Source organism: Streptomyces sp. NPDC043908, from assembly GCF_056435525.1.
On the sequence record NZ_JBWKEI010000003.1, the window covers coordinates 284,387 to 309,940 of the forward strand.

General features: G+C 71.6%; 21 protein-coding genes and 1 pseudogene. 10 read left to right on the forward strand and 12 right to left on the reverse strand.

Annotated elements, in window-relative coordinates:
- Window positions 1-377 precede the first annotated feature (377 nt).
- A pseudogene (locus AC069K_RS09330) lies at window positions 378-2,315 on the forward strand (glycoside hydrolase family 3 protein); the annotation flags it as partial.
- A gap of 98 nt (window positions 2,316-2,413) precedes the next feature.
- On the opposite strand, the gene AC069K_RS09335 reads toward AC069K_RS09330, so the two are convergent.
- Window positions 2,414-3,937 carry an alpha/beta fold hydrolase gene (locus tag AC069K_RS09335; protein WP_478613877.1) on the reverse strand — a complete coding sequence of 508 codons (1,524 nt, stop codon included), beginning with the start codon at window positions 3,935-3,937 and terminating at the stop codon, window positions 2,414-2,416.
- A 138-nt stretch (window positions 3,938-4,075) separates the two neighbouring features.
- Between AC069K_RS09335 and AC069K_RS09340 the strand changes: the two genes are divergently transcribed.
- Together AC069K_RS09340 and AC069K_RS09345 are read left to right on the forward strand one after the other, a co-directional pair.
- Complete coding sequence (locus tag AC069K_RS09340; RefSeq protein ID WP_478613879.1) at window positions 4,076-5,026, forward strand: MerR family transcriptional regulator; 951 nt, start codon at window positions 4,076-4,078, stop codon at window positions 5,024-5,026.
- A 307-nt stretch (window positions 5,027-5,333) separates the two neighbouring features.
- Complete coding sequence (locus AC069K_RS09345) at window positions 5,334-6,233, forward strand: methyltransferase domain-containing protein (protein ID WP_358830881.1); 900 nt, start codon at window positions 5,334-5,336, stop codon at window positions 6,231-6,233.
- Between the two features lie 101 nt (window positions 6,234-6,334).
- Here AC069K_RS09345 and AC069K_RS09350 read toward each other — a convergent pair whose 3' ends face one another.
- Both AC069K_RS09350 and AC069K_RS09355 read right to left on the reverse strand, forming a co-directional pair.
- Complete coding sequence (locus AC069K_RS09350) at window positions 6,335-7,210, reverse strand: geranyl diphosphate 2-C-methyltransferase (RefSeq protein WP_365110684.1); 876 nt, start codon at window positions 7,208-7,210, stop codon at window positions 6,335-6,337.
- 15 nt (window positions 7,211-7,225) lie between these two features.
- On the reverse strand, window positions 7,226-8,605 hold the full coding sequence (locus tag AC069K_RS09355) for a family 2 encapsulin nanocompartment cargo protein terpene cyclase (protein ID WP_478613884.1): 1,380 nt from the start codon (window positions 8,603-8,605) through the stop codon (window positions 7,226-7,228).
- 816 nt (window positions 8,606-9,421) lie between these two features.
- Here AC069K_RS09355 and AC069K_RS09360 point away from each other — a divergent pair.
- Window positions 9,422-10,834, forward strand: a complete 1,413-nt coding sequence (locus tag AC069K_RS09360) for a family 2B encapsulin nanocompartment shell protein (RefSeq protein WP_478613887.1) — start codon at window positions 9,422-9,424, stop codon at window positions 10,832-10,834.
- A gap of 152 nt (window positions 10,835-10,986) precedes the next feature.
- Here the strand turns inward: AC069K_RS09360 and AC069K_RS09365 are convergent, their stop codons facing one another.
- From AC069K_RS09365 to AC069K_RS09385, 5 genes are all read right to left on the reverse strand, one after another.
- Complete coding sequence (locus tag AC069K_RS09365) at window positions 10,987-11,460, reverse strand: hypothetical protein (protein WP_365102278.1); 474 nt, start codon at window positions 11,458-11,460, stop codon at window positions 10,987-10,989.
- 205 nt (window positions 11,461-11,665) lie between these two features.
- Window positions 11,666-12,634: an ROK family protein gene (locus tag AC069K_RS09370; RefSeq protein ID WP_478613892.1), complete on the reverse strand. Its 969-nt coding sequence runs from the start codon at window positions 12,632-12,634 to the stop codon at window positions 11,666-11,668.
- A gap of 18 nt (window positions 12,635-12,652) precedes the next feature.
- Window positions 12,653-13,684 carry an ROK family protein gene (locus AC069K_RS09375; protein ID WP_478613895.1) on the reverse strand — a complete coding sequence of 344 codons (1,032 nt, stop codon included), beginning with the start codon at window positions 13,682-13,684 and terminating at the stop codon, window positions 12,653-12,655.
- A gap of 88 nt (window positions 13,685-13,772) precedes the next feature.
- Window positions 13,773-14,525: a hypothetical protein gene (locus tag AC069K_RS09380; protein ID WP_365102272.1), complete on the reverse strand. Its 753-nt coding sequence runs from the start codon at window positions 14,523-14,525 to the stop codon at window positions 13,773-13,775.
- A 21-nt stretch (window positions 14,526-14,546) separates the two neighbouring features.
- The gene (locus tag AC069K_RS09385) at window positions 14,547-15,092 is read right to left on the reverse strand and encodes an RNA polymerase sigma factor (RefSeq protein ID WP_365102270.1); all 546 of its coding nucleotides are present in this window, start codon (window positions 15,090-15,092) and stop codon (window positions 14,547-14,549) included.
- Window positions 15,093-15,258: 166 nt separating this feature from the next.
- Here AC069K_RS09385 and AC069K_RS09390 point away from each other — a divergent pair, with 166 nt between their 5' ends.
- The gene (locus AC069K_RS09390; protein WP_365102268.1) at window positions 15,259-15,477 is read left to right on the forward strand and encodes a hypothetical protein; all 219 of its coding nucleotides are present in this window, start codon (window positions 15,259-15,261) and stop codon (window positions 15,475-15,477) included.
- A 140-nt stretch (window positions 15,478-15,617) separates the two neighbouring features.
- Here the strand turns inward: AC069K_RS09390 and AC069K_RS09395 are convergent, their stop codons facing one another.
- Window positions 15,618-16,487, reverse strand: coding sequence for a helix-turn-helix transcriptional regulator (locus AC069K_RS09395; RefSeq protein ID WP_478613900.1), 870 nt, complete (start codon window positions 16,485-16,487; stop codon window positions 15,618-15,620).
- Window positions 16,488-16,646: 159 nt separating this feature from the next.
- Here AC069K_RS09395 and AC069K_RS09400 point away from each other — a divergent pair, with 159 nt between their 5' ends.
- Complete coding sequence (locus AC069K_RS09400; protein ID WP_478613903.1) at window positions 16,647-17,426, forward strand: NAD(P)H-dependent oxidoreductase; 780 nt, start codon at window positions 16,647-16,649, stop codon at window positions 17,424-17,426.
- Between the two features lie 98 nt (window positions 17,427-17,524).
- Window positions 17,525-18,193, forward strand: a complete 669-nt coding sequence (locus AC069K_RS09405; protein ID WP_478613906.1) for an O-methyltransferase — start codon at window positions 17,525-17,527, stop codon at window positions 18,191-18,193.
- A 112-nt stretch (window positions 18,194-18,305) separates the two neighbouring features.
- On the opposite strand, the gene AC069K_RS09410 is transcribed toward AC069K_RS09405, so the two are convergent.
- Window positions 18,306-19,091 carry a maleylpyruvate isomerase family mycothiol-dependent enzyme gene (locus AC069K_RS09410; RefSeq protein WP_365102258.1) on the reverse strand — a complete coding sequence of 262 codons (786 nt, stop codon included), beginning with the start codon at window positions 19,089-19,091 and terminating at the stop codon, window positions 18,306-18,308.
- A gap of 242 nt (window positions 19,092-19,333) precedes the next feature.
- Between AC069K_RS09410 and AC069K_RS09415 the strand changes: the two genes are divergently transcribed.
- On the forward strand, window positions 19,334-22,078 hold the full coding sequence (locus tag AC069K_RS09415; RefSeq protein ID WP_478613909.1) for a discoidin domain-containing protein: 2,745 nt from the start codon (window positions 19,334-19,336) through the stop codon (window positions 22,076-22,078).
- A gap of 41 nt (window positions 22,079-22,119) precedes the next feature.
- On the opposite strand, the gene AC069K_RS09420 is transcribed toward AC069K_RS09415, so the two are convergent.
- Window positions 22,120-22,572 (reverse strand): Lrp/AsnC family transcriptional regulator, encoded by a 453-nt coding sequence (locus AC069K_RS09420; protein WP_365102253.1) that lies wholly within the window; start codon window positions 22,570-22,572, stop codon window positions 22,120-22,122.
- A gap of 111 nt (window positions 22,573-22,683) precedes the next feature.
- Between AC069K_RS09420 and AC069K_RS09425 the strand changes: the two genes are divergently transcribed.
- A complete protein-coding gene (locus AC069K_RS09425; protein ID WP_365102250.1) occupies window positions 22,684-23,313 on the forward strand; it encodes a LysE family translocator in 630 nt (209 codons plus the stop codon).
- Between the two features lie 39 nt (window positions 23,314-23,352).
- Here AC069K_RS09425 and AC069K_RS09430 read toward each other — a convergent pair whose 3' ends face one another.
- Window positions 23,353-24,099, reverse strand: a complete 747-nt coding sequence (locus AC069K_RS09430; protein ID WP_365102247.1) for a class I SAM-dependent methyltransferase — start codon at window positions 24,097-24,099, stop codon at window positions 23,353-23,355.
- 488 nt (window positions 24,100-24,587) lie between these two features.
- On the opposite strand from AC069K_RS09430, the gene AC069K_RS09435 reads away from it, so the two are divergent.
- Entirely contained in the window at window positions 24,588-25,496 is a 909-nt protein-coding gene (locus AC069K_RS09435) for a hypothetical protein (RefSeq protein WP_478613914.1), read from the forward strand.
- Window positions 25,497-25,554 lie beyond the last annotated feature (58 nt).

Sequence of the window (25,554 nt, forward strand, 5' to 3'; positions counted from 1 at the left end):
GTCGTACGGCCCCGCGGTTTGTCGTACAGCCCAGCGGTCCGGCGGTGTCCACCGGGCCGACGCCCCGCTTTTGCTTCGATAAGTGAACGCATGCACACCGCTTGACAGGCAATCAGCGCCGCTGGCTTCATTTATTGCGGCGTAGGTGAGCGGATGCGGCTCGCGTGTCGCCGTACTGATTCTTCTGTACCGGATGTATCAGATGTATCGGAGAGCGGCTTGTGACGCCCGGCCCCGTCATCCCTGCCCAACGGAGGCGGGCCTCGCCGTAGCCGCTTTCCGGGAGCGCTCCCAAACCGCAGTTGGATGACACCGTCACAGCGGCCACACTCAAGGAGCATCACGTGACACGTCAGCGTCTACGCGGCCCCGCGCCGCACCCCCGCACCGCTCGTCGACGACGTACGGCAGGTCTCCTGCTCACCGCCGCCGCCCTCGTCGCCACCGCGGTCCCGGCGGCGCCGGCCCTGGCCGCCCCCGACTCCGCCGCCACCGCCTCCCACAGCCGGGCGCTGCCGTACCTCGACCCGGAGCTGCCCGTGGCGCGCCGGGTCTCCGACCTTCTGGGCCGGATGACGACGGCGGAGAAGATCGGCCAGATGACGCAGGCCGAACGCGGCTCGGTCGACGCCGAGCCCACCCGCATCACCGACCTCAACCTCGGCTCGCTGCTGTCCGGCGGCGGCTCCACGCCCACGCCCAACACGCCCGAGGCCTGGGCGGACATGGTCGACGGATATCAGCGCCACGCCCTCGCGACCCGGCTGCACATCCCGCTGCTGTACGGGATCGACTCGGTCCACGGGAACGGCAACCTGGTCGGCGCGACGATCTTCCCGCACAACATCGGCATGGGCGCCACGCGCGATGCCCGGCTGGTGGCCGAGGAGGAGCACATCACGGCCACCGAGACCCGGGCCACCGGCCCGCAGTGGGTGTTCGCGCCGTGTGTGTGCGTGGCCCGCGACGACCGGTGGGGCCGTACGTACGAGAGCTTCGGCGAGGACCCCGCGCTGGTGCAGCGGATGGAAAGCGCCATCGACGGCTTCCAGGGCACCCGCCCGAAGGACCTGGCCCGGCCCGACCGGGTGCTGGCCACCGTCAAGCACTACGCCGGTGACGGCGACACCACGTACGGGACCTCCACCACCAACGACTACACCATCGACCAGGGAACCACCGTCACCAGCCACCGGCGCTTCGCCGCCGTCGACCTGGCGCCCTACGTCACCGCCGTCCAGGTCCATGACGTGGGCAGCGTCATGCCGTCGTACTCGTCCGTCCAGTGGACCGACGTGCCCGGCAGCAAACCGGTCAAGATGAGCGCCAGCAAGGAGCTGCTCACCGACGTCCTGAAGCGGAAGATCGGCTTCGAAGGGTTCCTCATCAGCGACTGGGACGCCATCACCCAACTGCCGGGCGACTTCGCCACCCAGGTCCGCACCTCCGTCAACGCGGGCATGGACATGTTCATGCAGCCGTACAACGCCCCGCAGTTCGAGCAGGCCCTCACCGCCGAGGTCGAGGCCGGCCGCGTCCGGATGTCCCGCATCGACGACGCGGTGGCGCGCATCCTGCGGGCGAAGTTCCGGCTCGGCCTGTTCGAGCACCCGTACACCGACCGGGCCAACATCGACACCATCGGTTCCCCCGAGCACCGGGCGGTGGCCCGTCGCGCCGTGGCGGAGTCCCAGGTGCTGCTGAAGAACGAGCACCACACCCTGCCGCTCAGGCCGTCCCAGAACCTGTACGTGGCCGGAGTCAACGCCGACGACCTCGGCAACCAGGCCGGCGGCTGGACCGTGACCTGGCAGGGCCAGTCCGGCAACACCGCCTTCCCGGGCACCACCATCCTGCGGGGCATCCAGCGCGAGGCCGAGAACGTCACCTACAGCGCCGACGCCAGCGCCCCCACGGCAGGGCACGACGTCGGCATCGTCGTCGTCGGGGAAACCCCGTACGCGGAGGGCGTCGGTGACGTGGGCAAGGGCGGCAACACCCTGAACCTCTCCGCCAAGGACCGGGCGAACATCGACCGCGTCTGCTCCGCGATCAAGACGTGCCTCGTCCTCGACGTCGCCGGGCGCCCGCAGATCATCACGGACCAGCTGCCCAAGGTGGACGCCTTCGTCATGTCCTGGCTCCCGGGCAGCGAGGGCGACGGGGTCGCCGACGTCCTGTTCGGCAAGCGCCCCTTCACCGGCAAGCTCCCCGTCACCTGGCCCCGCAGCGAGGCCCAGGAGCCGATCAACGTCGGTGACGCGGACTACGACCCGCTGTTCCCCTACGGGTACGGCCTGACCACCAGGCGCTGACCCCCACGCGGCGAAGCACCCGCCCCGCCTCCTCGAAGCCGGCCGCGCCCCACTGTGGGCGCGGCCGGTGCCTTCGACGCGACGGCGAGGCCGGGCCCTCAGGCCCGCAGATGGGCCAGCACCGAGCCCATCGCCCGGTCGACCGCCGCACGCGCCTCGTCGTCGGGCAGCCGCGTCTCGAAGCCGTGGTGGCCGTGGGGGACGTCGACCACCTCCACGTCGGCACCGCAGTCCTCGGCGGCGGCCAGGAACTCCTCGACGGTCGCGGCGATCTCCGCCATCTCCAGGCCCACCCGGGTCAGCACGATGGGCAGGTCACCCGCGTCGGGCAGGGCCTCCACCGGGCGGAAGCGGCCCTCCCCGAGGCCCCAGTTCGGCAGGGGTGCCAGGACCGGATAGGTGGCCGCCAGGCAGCGCAGCCACGCCGGACGCGCTCCCAGCCAGGGCGCGGCGAGCGGACCGCCGCCCGAGAAGAACCACAAGGCGACACGGTCCGCGTCGACCCGGGGGTCGGCCCGTACCACCTCCACCGCCGCCGCGACGTCCGCCTCCGCGAGCGGGTAGTCGCTGACCGCGTGCAGCCGGTGGTCCAGCACCGCGCCCACCACCCCCCGACCCGCCGCGAGGCGCGCGTAGCCGGCGAACACCGGCCAGTCGCGCGGGGTGGGCCTGGCGTCGGCGGGCACCGGGCCGCCATGGACGAACAGCACCGCGGGCAGCGGTCCCGCTCCCGCGGCCTCGGGTACGTACAGATCCACGTGCCCGTTCCTCTCGCGCGGCACCTGGGGCACCGCCAGGGGAAACGGCCGCAGATACGAGGGGAGTTCGTCGGCAGGTGTCAGCCGGTGGCCCTCGCCCGCGGCCGCCGCCAGCAGCGCGTCGGCCAGCTCGCCGGGGCAGGAGAGCATCGGCCAGTGCCCGGTGGGCAGCTCGAAGAACGACACCCGGGGGTCGACCAGGGCCTGAAGGGCGGAGTGGCCCATGCTCACCATGCTCTGGAGCAGCTCGATGCCGCCGCCGTTGCCGCTGCACAGCACGGCGCTGGTCGGCACGGCCGCCACCGCGCCCGTCAGACGGAGCGGTTGCAGCAGGGTGCCGAGCGGTTGCGGCGCGGCGAGCCGGGTCAGCCGCTCCAGCGCCCGCCCGGAGACTCCGGCGGTGCTGCCCCACCGCCGCCACGCGACGGCGTCGGCCGGGGCGGGGAGCGTCCCGGTGGCCGCCTCGCCGCCCTGTTCGGCGAGCTTCGCCAGCTCCTCGCGCAGTGCCTGGTCGGGTACGGAGGCCAGGGCCGGCAGCCCGTCCATCGGCATGCCCGCGTCCACGTACACGATCCGTGTGACGCGCCCGGCACGCCGGTCGGCGGCGCCGAGCACGGGGTGGATGCCGTACGCGTGGCCGACGAGCACGAGGTCTCGGTCCCCGGCCACGCGGTCGATCACCGCGAGCACATCGGCGATGTGCGTCTCCAGGTCCGTGCCGGGACCGGCGGCCTCGCGGTGCTCACCGAGCCCGGTGAGGGTGGGCGCGTGCACCTCGGCGCCCGCCGCGCGCAGCCGCGCCGCCGTCTCCTCCCACACGTAACCGCCGGTGAACGTACCGGACACCAGGATGAACGCGGTCATGGATCTTTCCTCTCCCTCTTGCCGGAAGCCCCCGTACGCGGCGGTCCGTGCGGTCACGCGCGGACGGCACCCCCGTGGTCCTTGATCGGCCGTCCGCGCTCACCGGTACGGTAGGAACTCCCCCTGAGGGAGGTTCAAGTGCCGCTTTCCCCCGACGGCCTGTGGAGCATCGGCGAGCTCGCCGAGCACGCCGGCGTCACCGTCAAGACCGTCCGCTTCTATTCCGACCGCGGCCTGCTGCCGGAGGCCCCCCGCAGCGCGGGCGGACACCGCCGGTACGGCCCGCCGGCGCTGGACCGGCTGCGGCTGATCCGCTCGCTGCGCGCGCTCGACCTGCCGTTGCCCGAGGTACGGCGGATCCTCGACGAGGACGACGGTACGGGCGGGGTGGCGCTGGAGGCGGCCGTCACGGGGCAGCTGCGTGAACTGGGCGACCGCATAAGGGCGTTGCGGTGGCGCGAGGCGGGGCTTCGGCTGGTCCAGGAGTGCGCGCCGCACGAGCGTGCCGACCGGCTGCGGCTGCTGGGCGCGGTCGCCGCCCCGCCGAGCACGGACCCGCTGGCGCGGTTCTGGCGCGCCTGGCTGCCACCCCGGATGCCGGCCCGCGCCCGTTCCGCGTTCCTGGAGGTGGCGGTCCCGGCACCGCCCGACGACCCCGCGCCCGCCCAGGTCCTCGCCTTCGCCCGGCTCAACGCCTTCGTGACCCGGCCGTGCGTCGCGGGCGGGCCCTGCCAGCCCGCGGCCCACACCTCCTCACCGGACTTCCGCCCGGACGTGCTGTACGCGGGCCTGGCCGAGGCGTACGAGCTGGCGGGCGCGCAGGTGCGGCGGGGACGCGCGCCGCGCGCGGGGGAGGCGCTGGACTGCTTCGTCGCGGCCTACGCGGCCTCCCGGCGGACCCGTGACACCCCCGGCTTCCGGCGCGCGCTGGGGCCCTGGCTCGCGGCGGACCCGCGGATCGACCGGTACTGGGAACTGGTGGCCGAGGTGACCGGCCCGGAGGACGGCCGACCGGTACCCACCCCGGGCGTGGCACACGACTGGCTGCTCGCGGCGCTGACCGCGCAGGCGGCCGAGGCGGCGGCCTGAGCCACTCGCAGCCGCGTTCGTGCCCGGCCGCGCCGCGTTCGTGCCGGGCGGCGCCACTCTCGTACCAGAAGCTGCCCTGTTCGTGAAGGGCTGCCTGGAAAACCGTCCCCGTACCAAGGTACCGTCCGCGTAACAAGACGGCCTCGGCACCGAGTTGGCCGTCACCTCGGCAGGAGGTGCTCATGGGCAGTCGTCAGGACTCGGACGGTCAGGTGGGCGGGCCGCACAGCTCACCGGGTGATCCCGGCAACCCCGCTCCGGAGCCCGAACCCGCCCCGCCGGAGGAGGACTAGACGGACACCCCGGCATGACGAGCCGGGTCGACCCGCAGGAGCTGCGCGCACGCTGCGCGGCCGAACTCGACGGGAAGGAATGCGGCCACTTCCATGGACGGCCGTGGCTGCGGGCCGCGTTCCTCGCGGTGCCGCGCGAGCACTTCGTCCCCGACCAGGTGTGGTGGCCCTACCCGCGCGAGGACGGACTGCACCCGGTCATCGACCGTACGCGGCGGCCCCGTTCGTGGCTGCGGGCCGTCTACACGGCGCAGGCGTCCCTCATCACCCAGGTCGCCGACGGACGCGTACGACCGCAGGACGGTCCGACCCGGGAGCCGTTCACCTCGGCCGCCTCGTGCCCGGCGGTCGTCGTCGACATGCTCCACTACCTCGACCCCGGCCCCGGCGACACGGCCCTGGAGATCGGCACCGGCACCGGCTACAGCACCGCCGTGCTGGCCCAGAGAGTGCCGCCCGATCGGCTCGTCACGGTGGAGATAGACCGGGAACTCGCCGATCTCGCCCGGGACCGGCTCGCCCGGCTGGGGCTGCGGCCGACCGTCGTCTGCGCGGACGGGGAACAGGGCCATCCCCAGCGAGGCCCCTACACGAGAATCATCTCGACCGCCGCGGTGCGCCGCGTCCCGCAGCCCTGGCTCGACCAGGCCGCCCCCGGCGCCGTCGTCATCACCCCGCTCAACGGCCCGTTCGGCCATGACGCCCTCCTGCGCCTCGTCGCCGACGGCGAAGGCGGCGCCCAGGGCCGGCTCGTGACGGGCGTCGCCTTCATGAAGACGCGCGGACAACGCGACGAACTCCCCTACACCGACCTCGGCTGGCCGACGGTGACGGGGCCGTGGCCCGCCTACACCGAGGTCGAATACCGCGTCACCGTACGGGACGGACGCCAGCGGATCACGCTGGTGCGGTGAGAGGCCATGGCCCTGGGTCCCTCATGAGGGCGGGCAGCCGGCAGCTGGTGCGTATGCCCGCCCTCGTCCGGGCTGGAGCCCCCAATTGTTGTTCGGCCGGGTCAGACGCGGTCGGCGGCGATCAGGAGGTACTGGAAGGAACCGTCCTTGTAGGAGTTGAGGAACGCCTCCTCGATGCCCGTGGTCAGGGACGACGTGGCGCGCAGCTCCCAGTACGGCAGGGTCGCCGGCGTCAGGTCGGTGATGGTCTGGGGGACGAGGCGGTTGTCGGCCATGGCCCGCAGGTATTCACGGCGTGAGTGGATGTTGCACTCGAAGTGCGCGTTGATCTGGGACACCCACTTCGAGGGCTGCCCGTAGACGGGGTTCCAGCACCCGGTGATCGTCACGTACCGGCCGCCGGGGGCGAGGATGCGGGCGTGTTCGGCGAAGAGGTCGTGCAGGTCGACGTACATGCTCGACTCGTTGTTCCAGGAGGCCGCCGCCTGCCCGTTCGTGAAGGGCATGTCTAGCATGTTGCAGACGTGGGCGCGGACGGACGCGTCGATGCCGAGCTCGTGGGCGCGCCGGTTGGCGAAGTCGGCCTGCTTGGTGGAGAGGGTGACCCCCTGGACCGAGCAGCCGAAGCGCTGGTGGGCCATCACCATGGAGCCACCGCGGCCGCAGCCGGCGTCCACCAGCAGCGCGTCCGGCTGGACGGGGCCGAGGTGGTCCAGGAGCAGGTCCGCCTGCGCGGACTCCAGCCGGTGCAGCTCGGCGATGAGTTTCGCCTCGCGGTCGGTGTCCTGGGGGTGGGCGAGCGCGGATTCGTCGACGGCCCCGATGCCGTAGTGGTGGTGGTACAGACCGTCCACGTCGCCGAGGCGCAGGTTCACCGGGCGGGCCTCGTGGTCCCAGTAGCGGGCGATGTCTCCCTGGTAGGGCGTCGCCGGGTGGGGGATGGCCGCGGTGGTGGCGGGTTCGGCTGTCTTGGGCACGATGGGTCTCCTTGTTTACCAGAAGTCGGGCAGGCCGTAGCGGTAGGTGTTGGTCTGGTGCCAGTGGTGGTTGCCGTCGACCCACGCCGCCACACCGCGCAGGAAGCGGGTGACCTGGGGGACGGGGCAGGCGAGAGCCAGGGCGGCGGCCTCGGCCTCGTAGGCGTGCATCAGATCGTTGTGGATCTCGATGGCCTTGAGGTACGCGTTGCGCTCGTCCAGGTTCTCGTGCTCGGCCAGCACCACGGGCAGGTTCATGTGCCGCCCGGGGGCGGCGAGTTCCTTGGTGTACGAGTAGAGGTCGTTGACGATGGTGGTGGCATTGGAGGCGAGGGCGATGACCCGCTGCATGGCCGGCTGGGCGTGCAGGTCCGCGGGCAGTTCGTAGCCGCCGACGGTGTCGGTGATGGTGGGGCAGGGGCGGAAGTTGTTGAACTGCCGCATCGCCAGGTACTCCCACACCTCGGGCACGTACTCCGTCTGCGCCCAGGCGGCCTCGGCGAGGTAGCCCAGGTGCAGCCGGGCCATGTCGTGCCGGTACCGGTCGGCCTGGGAGGCGCTGGCGGCCTGGAGGAAGTAGTCCATCGCCGAGCGGTAGGCCCGCCGCGGGGCGTCGCTGTGCAGTGACTCCGTCCAGGGCGCCTGGTACTCCCGCGTGGTGTGCAGAGGGTCGAGGGCGGTGTGTGCCAGGAGGAGGCGTCCGCCGAGTCCGACCGGCGAGCCCCCGTGGTCCTCGCAGTAGCAGTCGTCGACCGCGTTCTCCGCGGCCATCAGCCGCGTGGCGATCATCAGGTGGTCGATGGTGGGGGCGTCGGGGTGGCAGGCGACCATGTATCTGCCCAGGGAGAACCCGTCGAACTGGTCTTCCCACTCCGGCGGGTACAGCTCGACCTCCTCGACCGCCCAGTCCTTGATCCGGCGGCTGACCTCCGCGACACGCGCCGCGTCGGGCTCGGGCACGGGGTGGTAGTAGAGGCCGGGGATCTCCCGGCACGGTGGTGGCGGCTGCGCGCGCCGCGCGAGGTGCAGAGCGGCGGTGCCGAGGCCGTTCGGCCCGCTGAGCACCCGTTCCCACGCCTCGCCGGCCGGTGGGGGATCGCCGCGCGCCTCGTCCTCGCACACCGTCCCGGTCTCAGGGGTGTGCGGCATCGCGGTGTCTGCCCGCGGGGCGGAGTCCTGGGCGCGGGCCGCGACGCCCTCATGGCAGTCGACCGGCGCGGGAGGTGGCTCGCCGGGTGCGGCGGGCGGTACCACGGCCTGGGGGCCCACTGTCGGCACCGAGTAGAGCGGGGGACCGGGCATCCATGACTCCTTGGGTGGGTGGACTGCTGGGGGTGGACGGGTGCGCACACACCGATGGCGCCCGGAAGGCCGGGCGGTCGGCCGTGAGCGCATGGGTCACCAGCGCGGGAAGCAGCGGGACCGTACGCGTACGGGGGCCCCGGCTCCCGCGGCGCGGAACAGGACGCGGGTGCGCGCATCAGGGGCGGCCGGCGAATGGTCAGCGACAGGTGGATTCCCGCATCGGTGAGGCGGATGCGCCCGTACGGGAGAATGCCCGTGCGCGCGCCCAGGTGTGTCTGGGCCGTGGGCGCGGTTCCGGCCGCACGCTGGTGTCCCCACTCGTCGGGCTGGTGTCCACGGTCATCGGTAGGTCATTTCTTCGGTATTGGCGGTGAGCGGATCGTGTGGGCGCGGATTGCCCGTTCACGTCTTTCATCGCGGGAAAGAGAAGACAAAGAGGACGGCTGGAAGGCTTCCTTCCAGATCCGGGAATGAGCGTAGGACGGTTCAGCGAACCGGCGGGCCGGGAAGGCTCGTTGTCATTCGATGTGGTGACACCGGCCCCAGCGGGTTTGGCGTGCGCGCAGGTGTGCGGACCTGCGGTTCCGGCCGGGTGATGACGCCGACTCCACACCCGTGGGGCCCTGTTGGGCAGAGCGGGGACGTGTCGCTGGTGTATCCGTGACCCGGCGATACGGCAGTGAGTGCGGACGACGGGGAGGGGGGAGAGGGGGATCGGGTCAAGGGGATTCGCCGGAATCTCGCGGATTTCCCGCCAACGGGTTGTGCCGGGTCGCCGAAGAATGACCAAATACCGCTTCATTCCCCTGCGTTGGGCGAATCCTTTAACCCTTTCGTGTAGTAGCGGACTCCCTTCCTTACGGTCAGGCTGTCCGTGACTGTTTTCCGTTCGAAGGAAGGACCCTCATGTCGGTTGATGCAAGTCCGCAGGAGTCGGTGGACCGGGAACGCGAACAACAAAGTCTCGGTACCGCCGCCGCGCGGAATCTGGCGACCACCACCAAGTCCGTTCCCCAGATGCAGGAGATCAGCTCCCGGTGGCTGCTGCGCATGCTGCCGTGGGTGCAGGTCAAGGGTGGTACGTACCGGGTCAACCGGCGACTGAGCTACTCGGTGGGCGACGGACAGGTCACCTTCGTGCAGACCGGCGGGCGGGTGGCCGTGATCCCCGCCGAGCTGGGCGAGCTGCCGGCGCTGCGCCGGTTCGAGGACGAGGCGGCGCTGGGGGAGCTGGCGAACCGCTGCGAGCAGCGCGAGTACGCGGCCGGGGAGGTCCTCGCCACCGCCGGGGACCCGGTGGACACGGTGTACCTGCTGGCCCACGGCCGGGTGGAGCGCGTCGGCCCGGGTCCCTACGGCGGCGAGGCCGTGCTCGGTGTCCTGGCCGACGGGGCGTACCTGGGCGAGCAGGCCCTGGTCTCGGGCGATGCCACCTGGGACGCCACGGCCCGGGCGGCGACGGCCTGCACCGTGCTCACGCTGAGCCGTGCGGACGTGCTCAACCTCGCCGAGCGCGCGACCTCGCTGGGCGACCACCTGTCCGCCTTCGCGGCGATCCCGGAGCAGCGGACCAACAAGTACGGCGAGGCGGCCATCGACCTGTCGGCCGGCCATGTCGGCGAGGCGGTCATCCCGCACACGTACGTGGACTACGAGGGCGCGCCGCGTGAGTACGAACTCTCGGTCGCGCAGACGGTGTTGAAGGTCCACAGCCGGGTCGCGGACCTGTACAACCAGCCGATGAACCAGACCGAGCAGCAGTTGCGGCTCACCGTCGAGGCGCTGCGCGAGCGCCAGGAGGACGAGCTCGTCAACAACCGCGAGTTCGGCCTCCTCGCCAACTGCGACTACGGTCAGCGGATCCAGCCCCACGACGGCGTGCCCAGCCCCGACGACATGGACGAGCTGCTCTCGCGCCGGCGCGGCAACAAGTTCTTCCTCGCCCACCCCAAGGCCATCGCCGCCTTCGGCCGCGAATGCAACAAACGCGGCCTGGTCCCGGAATCGATCGACGTCAACGGCCACCGGATTCCCGCGTGGCGCGGGGTGCCCATCTTCCCGTGCGGCAAGATCCCCGTCTCTCCCCAGCGCACCACCTCGATCCTGTGCATGCGTACGGGTGAGGACGAGCAGGGGGTGATCGGTCTGCGGCAGGAGGGGATTCCGGACGAGATCGAGCCGAGCCTGTCGGTGCGGTTCATGGGGATCGACGAGCAGGCGATCATCTCGTACCTGGTCACCGCCTACTACTCCGCCGCGATCCTCGTCCCCGACGCCCTCGGTGTCCTGGAGAACGTGGAAGTGAGCCGCTGGCGCTGACGCCGTCTCCGGCCCGGACGCGTCGATCCCGGCCCGTCATGCCTGGGCCGGGATCGCTTCCTCCGGACCGACCGCACGCCCTCGCGTGGCGCCGCGACGGGCGCCGTGTCCGGAGCGGCGGTGGCTCCGCCCCGGACGCGGACCTCGGGTGGTCAGTGAGCCGAACGGGCGGCGTTCTCGGCGGCCTGGAGGGCGTCGACCGTCTTGCGGAGCTCCGCCAGCGTCGCCGAGGGGACCAGCTGGGTCGTCGTGGCCTGCTCGGTGAGCGCGCTCGGCGCCGCGGGGGGCTTGGCCGACGACAGACTGCCGAGGAGGCCGGACAGGACGTTCTGAAGGGTCTTCACCAGCCCGGTCACGATTGACACCAGCCCACCGGCGCCACCGTCGTCGGCGGGCGCCGCGGGCGCGAGCTGCGGCGCCAGCGGGGTCTGTGTCTTCCCCAGGGGCGCCGGGTCCGTCACCGGTCCCGTCGGAAGCGCCGACACCGGCGGATCCATGGGCAGGGCCGGGGCCGCGACCGGCTGCGGGGTGTCGGAGCCGGGACGCGGGACGGCGGCAGCGGCGGAGGCGACCGGGGTGAGGGCGAGCGCTGCGGTCAGGGCGGCAGCGGTCCATGTGGCACGCATCAGAGACGGTTCTCCTGTTCGAGAGGGCGGAGGATCAGGGAGACAGGCATGACGCCGCACTTCCTCAACCACACCGTGCGCCACGACCACCACCGCGGCCACCGCTCCTACGCCGAATGCGTAGCGTCACCCCGCCGAGACCACCGTTCGGGTGTGAGCCGGGCCGATGGGCACCCCTACCCGGCGGAGGTGCGGGCCGTCGCGGCTACTGCCGTTCGAGTGCCAGCAGGGCCGCTCCGATCCATCCGGCGTCCGTGCCCAGCCGGGCGGGCACGATGTCCGGCAGGTCGCGGTGGGAGCGTGCGGTGACGAAGCGTTCGAAGCTCGTACGGACCGGTTTGAGCAAGGGGTCACCGGCCTGGGCGGCCCCGCCGCCGAGCACGATCAACTGGAGATCGAACAGGTTGACCAGGGTGGCGATACCGATGCCGAGCCAGTGGCCGAGCCGCTCCAACTGCGCGAGCGCCGTCGGGTCGTCCTGGACCGCGGCGGTCGAGACGGTCTCCCCGGTGACCCGGGAGGCGCCCCCGGCGAGGGTGGCCAGCTTTCCGCCCGGATCCAGCGCGGCGGCCGCGGCGCCGTAGCGGCCGAGCGCCGTTCCGGAGGCGAGGGACTCCAGGCAGCCCACGGTCCCGCAGCCGCACCGCTCCGACCCGTACGGATCGACGATCATGTGGCCGATCTCCGTACCGATGCCGGAGCTCCCGCGAAACAGCCGGTCGGCGAGGACGACACCGCCGCCGACGCCGGTGCCGACGGTGAGGAACGCCATGTACGAGGCGCGGTGCCCGAGGCGGTATTCGGCCCAGCAGGCGGTGTTGGCATCGTTGTCGACGACCGTGGGCAGCCCGGTCGCGGCCTGGAGGAGCGCGCGCAGGGGCACATCGCGGTAGCCGGAGTTGGGGGCGGTGCGGATCCGGCCCTGCGGCCAGTCGACGAGCCCCGCGGCCCCGACGCCGATCGCGGCGATACCGCCGTCATCGGTGGCGGGGCTGTGCAGGTTTCTCAGCTCCTCGATCACGTCGAGGACGGCGGTGAGCACGGCGTCCTGCTCGGCCGCGGGGCATGGGCGCGGTTCGAGTTTGGTGATGACCTCGCCGTGTGCGTCCGTCACACCGGCCGCGATCTTGGTGCCGCCGACGTCGAGTCCGATGGCGTAACGGGGGAGGGCCATGGGTGAGCTCCTAGGGACCTAGCGGGAACGGAGACGGACGCCGAAACAGTTCTGGAGGGCGATCAGGGCAGCGCCGTGCGCGCCCAGGACGGGTTGCAGCGGTTTGGTGACCAGCTGGCACTCCCGGTACGCCAGGAAGGCGTACGCGGGGAAGCGCCGCAGTTCGTGCAGGAAGGCGTTGGCCGCGAGCCGCCCGGGTCCCGCGGTGATCAGGTCCCGGGCCGCGTACACCACCATCTGGCGGGGTCCGAAGAGACTGAGCAGCTGGCCCATGCCGAAGGCGATCGCGGCGCCCGCGCTGCGGAAGGCGCCGAGCGCCGGCACGGCCTGCGGCTCGGCGCTCTCGGCGAGGCCGATCGCGCCCTCCAGGCCGTCGCGCTGACAGCCGGTGCGCTCCCTGACCACGGCGGTGAGCGCCCGGGCACCGGCCTGGCTCTCGACGCAGCCGCGCATCCCGCAGTCGCACAGTCGCCCGCGCCGGGAGATGCGCAGATGACCGAACTCCAGCGGAATGGGCAGGCGTTCGTGCTCGACGACGATGCCCGCGCCCACCCCGTCCCGGATCAGGACGACACCGAAGGTGGGACTGTCCGTGCCCACACCGAAGCGCTGCTCATAGGCGGCGAAGGCGTGCGCGTCGTTGTCCACCGCGGTGACGCAGCCGGTGGCGGCCCGCAGCGCGGTGCCCAGGGGATAGTCCACCCACGCGTAGGGCGGGGGTTTGTCCTTGCCGTGGTCGTCGGGAGGGTTGGCGTAGCGCCGCACCAGCCCGGTCCGTGGGTCCACCGGCCCGCCGAGCTGGACGCCCAGACAGATCCGGCGGCGGGGGAAGCTGCTGCCGAGCGCGTCCGCCACCAGATGGGCGGTCAGCTCGGCGATGTGCCCGACCACGTCCTGCGGTTCCATCCCGGTGAGGTTCTTGTGGGCCCTGGCCGTCACTCTGCCGTCGGTCTGGGCCATCACACCCACCAGCTTGTAGGGCAGCAGCTCCACTCCCACCGCGTAGTAGCCGTGGTCGAGTTCGTAGGAGCGGCGCAGTATCTGTTGCACGTGCGGATCGTTCATGGCCGTATGTCCTGGTCGGAAGGGCGTGCGCGACGGCGTGCGGAAAACTGCGTAACGGGACGGGGCAGCGGGTTCAGAGGAGGGACGCGGGATCGACCGCGTCCGGGTAGCGCGCGGCGGCGGAGCGGATCGCGGCGGGCGTCAGCTTGAGGATGTCGCGCCTCTCGCGGTCCACGTGCCCCGACCGGTCCAGGCCGAGCCGGTGCAGGGTGTGGGCGCGGCCCTTGGTCGCGCACTGCCACAGCATGGGCACGATCAGGGTGCCGGACTGGTCGTCGAGCCCGTCGAACGGAGTGTCCTCGCTCATCAGCCAGTGGCACTCGTGCACATACGGCAGATGACGTACGCACTCGCTCAGGAACACCGTCCGCACCGTGGTGGAGGCATCCTGGGGAGCCGGGATCAGCTCGGGTTGCGGGGACTCGTCGCGCAGACTGCTCAGCGCCCTGGCGACCGTCTCGACGGTGATCTCGTCGATGGCGTCGCCGGTCAGCCGCAGCCGGGGGTCGCCCACCGTGCTGACCACCGTGAGCCACAGCACGACGGCGCGCCGGCCGAAGGCGGCCCAGGCCGCGCGCGGTTCCAGCAGGGCCGTGTCGGTGTCCTCGGGCGGCGCGGCCAGGGGTTCCGCGGCGTGGGCCCGCAGCAGGTGGACCAGCCGCCGGTCGACCTCCTCGCCGGTGAGGTTGCGGCCTACCTCGTCGTCGACCGCGTGCAGGTAGCGCTGGAAGGCCGGGTGCACGTCGCGTGCGGGGTCCCGGCGCCCCTGACGATCCTTGGCGGGGACTCGGCGGGCCGCGGTATTCCGCTTTTCGTTCTTGGACACGGGGACCTCCTTCTGCTTTCGTCAGATGCCGTCGGGGCCGCTCTCCGGCCCCAGTTCCTGTTCCAGCGCCTTGCGCAGGGCTTCCTTGGCATGGCGCAGATTGCTGCGTACGGTGTCCGGCTTGCAGCCCAGCTGGTCCGTGATCTCGCCGATGGAGAAGCCGTCGTAGTACAGCGCCAGCACCTCGCGCTGCCGGGGCGGCAGACCGGCGAGCCGCAGCAGTACGCGGGTCTTCTCGTCCGGGTCGGCCTCCGCCTCCGGCGCGGCTCCCCGGGTGTCCCGCAGGGCGTTGACCGTCTCCAGCTCCCGCCGCCTGCGGTCGCGGCCCACCTTCGAGTAGAAGGCACTCCACGCCGCCTTGCGGACCCAGGCGGCGGGGCGTACGTAGCCGGAGGGCCACTTGGCCAGCATCTGGCGCATCGCCTCCTGCACCGCGTCCTCGGCCTCCTCCCACGGCACGCCGCCCTTGCGCAGGGTGCGCACGATGCCGGCGTAGTGGGTGCGGTAGAAGGTGTCGAAGCCGTCCGGTGCGGAGGGATGCGGCTCCGGATTCTCTTCCTGGCTCACGCGGCCACCCCCTGGGACGTCGGTTACGTCTATAGGGCGGCCGACGGGGCGAATCCGTGCAAAGCGCGGACGCGCTTTCTCAAGACCTTTTCCCCGTGGCCGGAATTGCACAACTCCCGTTGATCGTCGGCCTGTTGAGTAATGAGGGGAGAGGAGGCGGAACATCATGCAGCGCAAGACGACCGAGAGGCCGAAGCGCCGGGTCGAGGCCGGCGCGCGGGCCACGGGCAGGCCCCCGCGGCCCGCCGAGGTGGTGGCCCTCGTGAACGGTGTGACGGCCAGTGTCGGCGGGATCTATCTGCTCACGTCGTCCGTGGCGGTCACGCTGTGCGGCGCTCTGTTGGCGACGCTGTTGGCGGGGCTCTACGTGGTGCTCGGACGCTAGATCCCCCTTGCGGGGGGCGGGCCGAGGGCCTGGGCCGAGGGTGGTGCGGGCCGACGAAGGCGGTCGGCAGGCACCGCCCCCGGCGCGGGGGAGCGGCGGGACCAGGGGTGTTGATGACGAACAGCGCGCGCGGTGGCAGCTCAGTCGGCCGGGCCCGTGGCGCTTCGCGGTTCGTGGCAAAGGCGCGCCGGGGCGGGGTCGCCGGTGGCGCCGAGGCTGGCGAGCAGGCGGAGGTTGTCGTGGGCGGCGGTGCCGGTGGCGGCCGACTGCACGATCAACTCGGTGCCCATGGCGTCCGGGAGGGCGAAGTTCTCCTGGTGCAGTTCCAGGTGGCCGACCGAAGGGTGGTTGTACGCCTTGCGGCCATGCGTTCGGGTGCGGACGTCGGCCCGTGCCCACAGGCAGCGGAAACGCTCGCTGTGCATGGCGAGTTCGCCGATCAGAGAGGCCAGCTCGGGGTCGTCGGGGTGGCGGCCGGCGGACAGGCGCAGATGGCCGACGATGTCGAGGGTGCAGCCCTCCCAGTCGGCGAACAGGCTCTGCCCCTCCTCGGAAAGGAAGACGTGCCGGGCGATGTTCAGCCCCTCGGCGCGCCGCCCGTAGAGCAGATCGGCGAGCCGGTTGGCGGCCAGTATCGTCAGCCGGTGGTCGATGAGGATCGCGGGCGCGTCCGGGACGAGCTCCAGCACCCGCAGCAGTTCGGGGCGCAACCGCGTCCCTGACGGCCGCCGGGGAGCGTGCGCCGGTCGCCGGCCGAGCCGGTGCAGATGCTCGCGCTCCACGTCGTCCAGACCGAGCGCCCGCGCGAGCGCGTCGAGCACCTGTACGGAAGGCTGGCGCGCCCGCCCCTGCTCCAGGCGTACGTAGTAGTCGACGCTCACGCCCGACAGGTGCGCGACCTCCTCGCGCCGCAGTCCGCTCACCCGGCGCCGCGCATCGGTGGGGATGCCGACGCTCGCGGGAAGGACCCGGGAACGCCGTGTGCGCAGGAAGTCAGCGAGATCGTCCATGGCTCCAGTATCCCGGCCGTGTCCCCCCGGTGGGTGGCCCTGCCGGTACCAGGAAGTCCCGGCCTACGGAGACGGCGCCCCTGAACAGCGCGGCCGGCACCGATGAAGATCGAACCCACGACAACCCCTGTCGCACTCCCGTGGACACAAGGAGCGGATATGAAGGTCTTCATCGTGCACGCCCACCCCGAGCGCCAGTCGCTGAACGGCGCGCTCACCGACGTCGCGGTGGACATGCTGACCGGCGCGGGGCACGAGGTGCGGGTGAGCGATCTGTACGCGATGCGCTGGAATCCGACGGTCGCCGCCGAAGACTTCGGCCCCGAGGCGTCCAGCCCGCTGGATGTGGTCCACGATTCGGGCCGTGCCTACGAGTCCGGTGCGCTGAGCGCCGACATCCGGGCCGAGCAGGAGAAACTGTGGTGGGCGGACACCGTGATCCTTCAGTTCCCGCTGTGGTGGTACACGATGCCCGCGATCCTCAAGGGGTGGGTGGACCGGGTGTTCACCTACGGCTTCGGGTACGGCGTGGGCGAGCACAACGAGACGCGGTACGGCGACCGCTTCGGCGAGGGAGCCCTCCAGGGCAAGCGCGCCATGCTGTCCGTGACGGTCGGCGGCCCCGAGTCCCACTACTCCGACCGCGGCATCAACGGCCCGATCGACGACCTGCTGTACCCCATCCAGCACGGCATCCTCTACCACCCCGGCATGGAGGTGCTGCCCCCGTTCGTGCTGTACCGCGCGGTGCGGATGTCCCCCGAGGTGTTCGCGGACGCGGCCGAGCAGTGGAAGAAGAGGCTGCTGACCCTGGAGGAGACCACCCCCGTCCCGTACCGCCCGCAGAACGGCGGCGACTACGAAATCCCGGCGGCACGGTTGCGCGAGGGGCTGGAGGGGGCGGGGCGCAGGGGGTTCGGGTTGCATGTGCGGGGGTGAGCCGGGCTCGGGGGACCGGTGCATTCCGTTGGCGGCCGAAGAAGCCTTCCTAGTACGTTCCTTGAGGAAACTCAGTAGGTGCCGAAAGGGAACTCACCATGTCTCAGCAGACCTGGACAGCCGTCGACGAGTACTTCAACCGCCTCCTCGTGGACGAGGACGAGCCCCTGCTCGCAGCCGCGACGGAGAGTGACGGCGCGGGTCTGCCGCCCCATCAGGTCGCGCCGAACCAGGGCAAGTTGCTCCATCTGATCGCCAGAATCCGGGGGGCGCGTACGGTGCTGGAGATCGGCACGCTCGGTGGGTACAGCACCATCTGGCTCGCCCGGGCCCTCCCGGAGGGCGGGCGCCTGGTGACGTTGGAGGCCGACCAGCGGTACGCCTCCGTGGCCGCCGCCAACATCGCGCGTGCGGGACTCGGCGACGTCGTCGACCTGCGCGTCGGCAAGGCCCTCGACTCGCTTCCCCTCCTCGCGCGGGAGGGCGCCGGGCCGTTCGACCTCGTCTTCATCGACGCCGACAAGCCCTCCAACCCCGACTACCTGGAGTGGGCCCTGAAGTTGACGCGCCCGGGCAGCGTCATCGTCGGCGACAACGTCGTCCGCGAGGGTGCGGTCACCGACCCGGCCAGTACCGACCCCCGCGTCCAGGGCGTGCGCCGCTTCACCGAGCTCATCGCCGCCCATCCGCGGCTCACCGCCACCACCGTGCAGACCGTCGGCTCCAAGGGGTACGACGGCTTCACGCTCGCCCTCGTCACCGACTGACGCGGCGGGCGGCCCCGCGGCCGAGGCCGGCCGACGACTCCTCGGCCTCGGCCCGCCGCCCCGGTTCCGCGGACACGGCGTCCGGGCAACCGAGGTGACGTACCGTCACGCCTTACGCGCTGGGGTCCCACTCCTGGAGCTGGTCGAAGATGCGGGGGTCGCCTTCGACCTCCAGGGAGCCCATGGGTATACGGCCGTACAGGGCCAGGACCAGCTCGCCGGCCGTACCCCGGGCGGAGGCATAGGCCTTGTCCGAGGCGGTGTTCGCCGCGGTGGCGGGCGCGGTGAGGGGGGTGACGCGTGCGCCCTCGGCGGAGAGCGAGAGGTGCCAGGACCGGCCTTCGGTGGCGTGGTACTCGACCACGGCGGGCTCGTGCGGCCAGGCGCTCGTCGTGGCGCAGCAGGTGTGGAGGAACTCGTCGACCCCGTCCAGTGCCACCTCCTCCGGCAGCGGCAGCGGGGTGCCGAAAGCGGCCTGGGCGTCGTAGGTGTGTACCGCGACCTGCTGGAGCTGGTGCCGGGCCACCGCACCGCAGGTGTTCGGCGACTGCGAGTCCTCCCACCACGTCCAGCAGCCGCGGTCCGGGCCGGCCTGCCGCAGGGCGTCCACCAGCTGCCGGGACGAGTCGGTGTACCAGTCCAGGAGGGCCGCGCGCTCCCGGGGCGCGGCGGGGCTTTCCGGTGCCGCCTTGGCCGTGGCGGTGGGCCCGGCGGCGACGGTGGCGGCCCAGGCGTGGCGCCCGTCGCCCAGGTGCTGCGCCAGATCGAACAGCGTCCACCCCGGGCAGGTCGGCACCGGAGCGTCGAGGCTGGGGGCGGCGGCAAGCGCGGCGCGGAAGGCCGTCGACCGGTCGTCGATCAAACGCAGCAGGTCAGGGAAATCGAGAATCTTGTGCACCCCGGGTGTCTATCACCGTGCTGCGGTGTCTGGACAGCGAATTTCCGCGGCCAACACGTCAGGCGGGGGAGAAGGGAGCAACCACGTGCGGCCGGGTGATGTGTGTCCATCCCGCCGAGCCACACCTCGCCCGTCCACTCATTCCTTCAATACTTCACCGATAATGCACATCTATTGACGCGCATCGTTCAGGAAATTTATGGTCCCAGGACCTCGCAGGCGAACCAGAGTGACGGAGAACAATGACGTACTCCCTCGGTGCGCGGCCCCGCGCCGCCCGACTGACCGCGGTGCTGCTGGCCGGATCCCTCGTCACCTCCGCCCCGGCGGCGGCCTCGCAGACCGCGCGGCACCCCGCCCCCGCGGACGCGACCTGCCGGACCGGCGACGGCTGGACCCTCGACGCCACCCGGATCGACGCGGCCGACACCCATCACGCCTTCGTCGGCAACGGCTACCTGGGCCAGCGCGTGCCCCCCAACGGCGCCGGATACGCCGACAGTGAGGCCAAGACCGGCTGGCCGCTGTTCACCCCGCGCTACGACGGCTCCCTCGTGTCCGGCCTGTACGCGCACAACCAGCGGACCGCCGGCGACCGGCAGGCCGTCGCCGCCCTGCCCACCTGGACGGGACTCACGCTCAGCACCGGCGGATCGCGGACGGATACCTTCAACTCTTCGACACCGTCCGGCCGGATCTCCCACTACCGCCAGTCGCTCTTCCTCCACTGCGGCGTGGTCCGTACCTCGCTGACGTGGACGGCCGCCGACGGCCGCCGCACCGACCTCGTCTACGAAGTCCTCACCGACCGCGCCGACCCGCATGTCGGCGCCGTACGGATGAGCATGACGCCGCACTGGAGCGGCGAGGCGACCGTCACCGACCTGCTGGACGGCCGAGGCGCGCGGCGCATCCGGCAGACCGGCGGCGGCGACCGGACCGACGGTTCACACGACGGCCGTACCGGGCCCACCATGGATGTCGCGTTCCGTACGGACGGTACGAACGTGGACGGTGCCGTCGCCTCGACCCTGCGGGCCGGACGCGGGATACACACCGCCGCCACCCGACATGCCGCGCCCGCCAAGGGGATGACCGCACAGCAGGCGCTGACCCTGCCGGTCCGCAGCGGGAGGTCCTACGACGTCACCAAGTACATCGGCGTCGACACGGCGCTCACCTCCCGCGCCCCGCGCCGCGACGCCACCACCGCCTCGCAGCGCGCCGCCGGGCGTGGCTGGGATGCCCTGCTGCGCTCCCACACCGCCGCCTGGTCGCGTCTGTGGCGCAGCGACATCGAGGTGTCCGGGCAGCCCGACATGCAGGCGTGGGTGCGCTCCGCCCAGTACGGGCTGCTCGCCAACACCCGCGAAGGCGCGGCCAACAGCATCGCCCCGGCCGGACTGACCAGCGACAACTACGCGGGCCTCATCTTCTGGGACGCCGAGACCTGGATGTACCCCGCCCTGCTCGCCACCCGGCCCGAGCTCGCCAGGTCCGTGATCGACTACCGCTACCGGACCCGCGCGGGTGCGCGCGAGAACGCCCGCAAGCTCGGCTACCAGGGGCTGTTCTACCCCTGGAACAGCGGGAGTTCGGGCAACCTGGCGCAGGAGTGCCACAGCGTGGACCCGCCGCACTGCCGCACCCAGATCCACCTCCAGTCCGACATCTCCCTGGCCACCTGGCAGTACTACCTCGCCACCAAGGACACGCGCTGGCTGCGCGAACGCGGCTGGCCGGTGTTGCGGGGCATCGCCGAGTTCTGGGCGGGCCGCGTCAGCCGCAACCCGGACGGCAGCTACTCCATCAAGGACACGGCCGGCCCCGACGAATACAGCAACGGCGTCGACGACGCGGTCTTCACCAACGCGGGAGCCGTCACCGCCCTGCGCCACGCCGCCCGCGCCGCCGAACTGCTCGGCGAGCAGGCCCCCGCCGCGTGGAAGACCATCGCCGACCGCGTCCGGATCCCCTACGACGCGCGCGGCAAGGTCTTCCAGCAGTACGACGGCTACCGCGGCAGCACCATCAAGCAGGCCGACACGGTCCTGCTCATGTACCCGCTGGAATGGCCGATGCCGAAGGGCGCCGACGCGGCCACCCTCGACTACTACGCGCAGCGCACCGACCCGGACGGCCCGGCCATGACGGACTCGGTGCACGCCATCGACGCCGCCGGGATCGGCGAGCCGGGCTGCTCCACGTACACCTATCTGGAGCGTTCCATCAAGCCGTTCGTCCGCGGCCCCTTCGCCCAGTTCTCGGAGGCGCGCGGTGACAAGGCGGGTGCCGAGGACCCCCTGGCCGGCTCGCCCGCCCACGACTTCCTCACCGGCAAGGGCGGCTTCCTCCAGGTCTTCACCAACGGCCTGACCGGCCTGCGGATGCGGGAGAACCGGCTGCACCTCGACCCGATGCTGCCCCCGCAGCTGGAGCGCGGCGTCACCCTGCGCGGTCTGACCTGGCAGGGACGCACCTATGACATCGAGCTCGGCGCCCACCGCACCACCGTGCGCCTCACCGCCGGTGCGCCCATGATGCTCGACACCCCGCAGGGCGAGCAGGTCGTCAGCCGGGGCGTCCCGGCCGTCCTCAAGACCCGCCGCCCCGACCTCACCCCTACCGCCAACGCGGCCCGCTGCACCACCGCCACGGCCTCCTCCCAGCAGCCCGGTATGTACGCGGGCGCCGCGGTGGACGGCAACACGGCCACGGGCTGGGTCCCGGCCGGCGCGACCGGCCGGCTCACGACGGACCTCGCCAGGCCCGTCCCCGTCAAGAACGTCACACCCGCCTGGACCACCACCAGGCCCACCGCGTACACCATCGAGCTGTCCCTCGACGGCTGGCACTGGAGGGGTGCGGCGCGGGACGACGTACGCCCGGCGCGGTACGTACGGGTCACGGTGCAGGGTGACCCGAAGGCGAAGGAGCGCCCGGGCATCGCGGAGCTGACGGTGACCGCCGGGACACGGCTCGGTTGATGGTGATCGTGGGGACCGTGTCACTCCGGGTGGGGACCGTGTCACTCCGGCAGCGGGCGATGATCCACGACGTTCTTCATGACGAGGGTGGAGGTCAGCCGCTGCACTCCCGGCATCCGCGCGAGCTGCTGGTCGTAGAGCTGCTGGAAGGCGCTGAGGTCGGTGGTGGCGACCCGTAGCAGGTAGTCGGGTTCGCCGAACAGCCGCTGGGCCTGGATGACGTGCGGAATCGCCGTCACCGCCTCCTCGAAGGCGGTGACGGTGTCGGCGTCCTCCCAGCGCAGCGTGGCGAAGACGAGGGCTTCGAAGTCCAGACCCACGGCCGCCGGCTCCACCACCGCCCGGTAGCCGCGGATGGCACCCTCGCGTTCGAGGTCCCGCAGCCGGCGGTGGCAGGGGGAGACGCTGAGCTGTACGCGGGCGGCGAGCTCGGTGACGGTCAGCCGCCCGTCCAGCTGTAGCTCGGTAAGAATCTTCCGGTCCAAGGCATCCATGGAGAAGATTCTCCCTCGAAAAGCGCGATCATGAGCCAAATGCGGGAACACTTTCGGGCCCATGCCGCCTAGCCTTCCCCACGTACCGAAGCACGTGAGAGGGACTGATCGATGAGCACGGCCACACTGGCGGCATTCCTGGCTGTAGACCTGCTGCTGGTGTTCACCCCAGGCGCGGACTGGGCGTACGCGATATCCGCGGGCATGCGCGACCGGTCGGTCGTGCCGGCCGTCGCCGGTCTGATAGCCGGACACGCGGTCTACGCGCTTCTCGCCGTCGCGGGCCTGGCCGTGATCGTCGCGAGTTCACCGAGCGTGCTCACCGGTCTGACCGCCGCCGGCGCCGGCTATCTGCTGTGGCTGGGCTGGGGCGTGCTGCGCCGGCCCGCCACCCTCCCCTCCGCCCCCTCCGGGCAGGCCGCGGACTCCTCCCGTACGTCTACGCAGGTCATGCTCCGGGGAGCCGGAATCAGCGGGCTGAACCCGAAGGCGCTGCTGCTGTACTTCTCGCTGTTCCCGCAGTTCCTCGACCCCGGCACGGGGTGGCCGGTCGCCGCGCAGACCGGGCTGCTCAGCACCCTCCACCTCACCGCCTGCGCCGTCGTCTACCTCTCCGTCGGTGTGCTCGCGCGGACCGTGCTGAGGACACGGCCCTCGGCGGCACGGGCGGTCACGCGCGTCTCCGGGGCCATGATGCTCGGGATCGGCGGACTGCTGCTGGCGGAGTGCGTCATCGGCTGAGGAGACGGGGCAGAGGGCGGCACACTGCCGCCGAACCGGTCAGGCACGGCAGCGCAGCATCTCCAGCGGCGGGTTCGCGAGGAGGTCCGCCCAGAAGTCCTCTCCGAACTCACGGATGCCGGCTTCGGAGATCTGCAACGGCACCCACTCCACCTCGCTGAACCCGGCCGCCCGCAGAGACTGCTCGTAGACCTCGCGGCGCGGGGCCGAGGCGAGGATGCTGACCGGCTCGGGGTCGAGGAGAGCGGTGACCCGCACCCGCGGACCCGTCTCGCTCTCCTCGCCGGTGGGCTCGCAGCGGAACCCGTACTTGTCCAGCGGCGGGTTGCCGAACCGGTAGTCGGGCTTCTGGCAGAACAGGTAGAACATTCCCCCCGCCACCAGGTTCCGGTGGACGCTGCGGCACATCCGCTCCATCTCCGCGACGTCCTTGGCGTAGTTGAGGCACTGCACGCCCAGGGCCAGGTCGAAACGCCGCTCCAGCGTGGGAAGTTCGGCCACGTCGCCGACCTCGTAGCCCACCCCCAGCGGTTCGCTCCGCTCGATCCTGTGCGCGACGGCGATCATCTCGCCGGAGATGTCGACGCCGAAGACCTCCGCGGCGCCGCGCCGCTTCAGCTCCCTGCTGTAGAAACCCGTGCCGCACGCCAGGTCCAGAACCGACTTGCCGCGTACGTCCCCGACCATGCCCAGGACGCTCGGCACCTCCCCGTAACGGATCAACGGCAGGGACTTGAACCCCTCGAACGCCTCACCGATCTCGTCGTACTGCTGCTGCGCGCTCATGTGCCGCCCCCTCGTGTGGATCGTCTTGTACGCCGCCACGCCGGCCCTCCGCAACCGGAGGATCACCGGGCTCGCGGTCGTGGCAGAAGTCTGCTCCCGGCTGGTTCGGGGGCCGTACTGGCAGATGACACAGAGAAGTTGGGTGGGTGGACCTCGTATCAACCAACATCGAGGCAATAGCGCCCCACTCCCGTACCAAGATGCGCGGCGGGGCCGGGCGGCGCACGATGGGAAAGGACGTCTGCGTACGAGCGCGAGCGGGCACTGGCTCGGCAGCGCCGAGAGGCCGATGGCGACCGACGCGGACGCAGGATGTCGCGGAGGCGGGGCGGCGGCGGGCGCGAGTACGTCCGGCTGGCGTGCGCGTACGCCCCTCTTCCTGCCCAAACCTGCATGGCTGTGGCGCGGGGGTCCCGGCGCGCCCCGACGGGCGGCCGCTCGTGCCCCGAAGCCGCGTACACCCCGGTGCGAGGGAAAAGGGGAAAACCATGAGGAAAACCCTGGTGGCCGCGCTCGCCGCGGTCACGTCCGCCACGGCCGTCCTGCTGGCCGGCCCGGTGTCATCCGCGAGCGCCACCTCGTCGTACTGCGACCAGACGAGGCCGAGCAGCTCGATGCTCTTCTACAACGCCGACAGCGGCTCGGCCGCCACGGGCACCCTCTCCGGCGGCCATTGGCAGCAGAAGGCGGAGTTCGACCTCCCGACCGGGTACACGCACGGCGCGGCGAGCCGCGACACGCTGGTGCTCTACAACAAGGACACCGGGGCCGGGGAGGTCGGCACCCTCCAGGGCGGCCGCTACCACCGCACCCAGTCCTACGACAACTTCTCCACGGACTGGACCTTCGTGAAGGCGTCCGGCGACTCCGTGATCTTCTACAACGGGGACACCGGCCACGGCGTCACGGGCACCCTGAAGCACGGCGCCTTCCGGCAGGTGCGCGTGTACGACAACTTCAGCACGGGCTGGGGGACCATGGCCGCCTCCTGCGACACCCTGATCTCCGCGGCCAGACACGGATCGGGCGACTCCCCCTGGAGCAACGTGGGTTACGGGACCCTCACGGGTGGCGTCTACCGGGACAAGGGCGGTATCCCGAGGGACGACTTCCTCGGGGAGCTGACCGCGACCAAGGACTCCGTACTGTCCCTGGCGAGGGCCGACGACGAACTGGAGGCCCGCGTGTCCAGGGCGACCAACGGCTCGGGCATCGACTTCAACAAGGTCGGCACGTCCGGCATCTGGGAGAAGACGGGCCGCACCTCGGACAGCCTGTTCTTCTACAAGGACGACGGCACCGCGTGGACGTCGACACTGTCCCACGGCCGCTACGCCAACGTCGGCGCGCTGGCCCAGGTGTCGTCGGGCTGGACGCTCATCGAGGGTGGCGTGTGACGCCTGCGGGGGTGGTCGGCCTCGCCCCACCCCGGGAGGAGCGATACGTGGCCCTGCC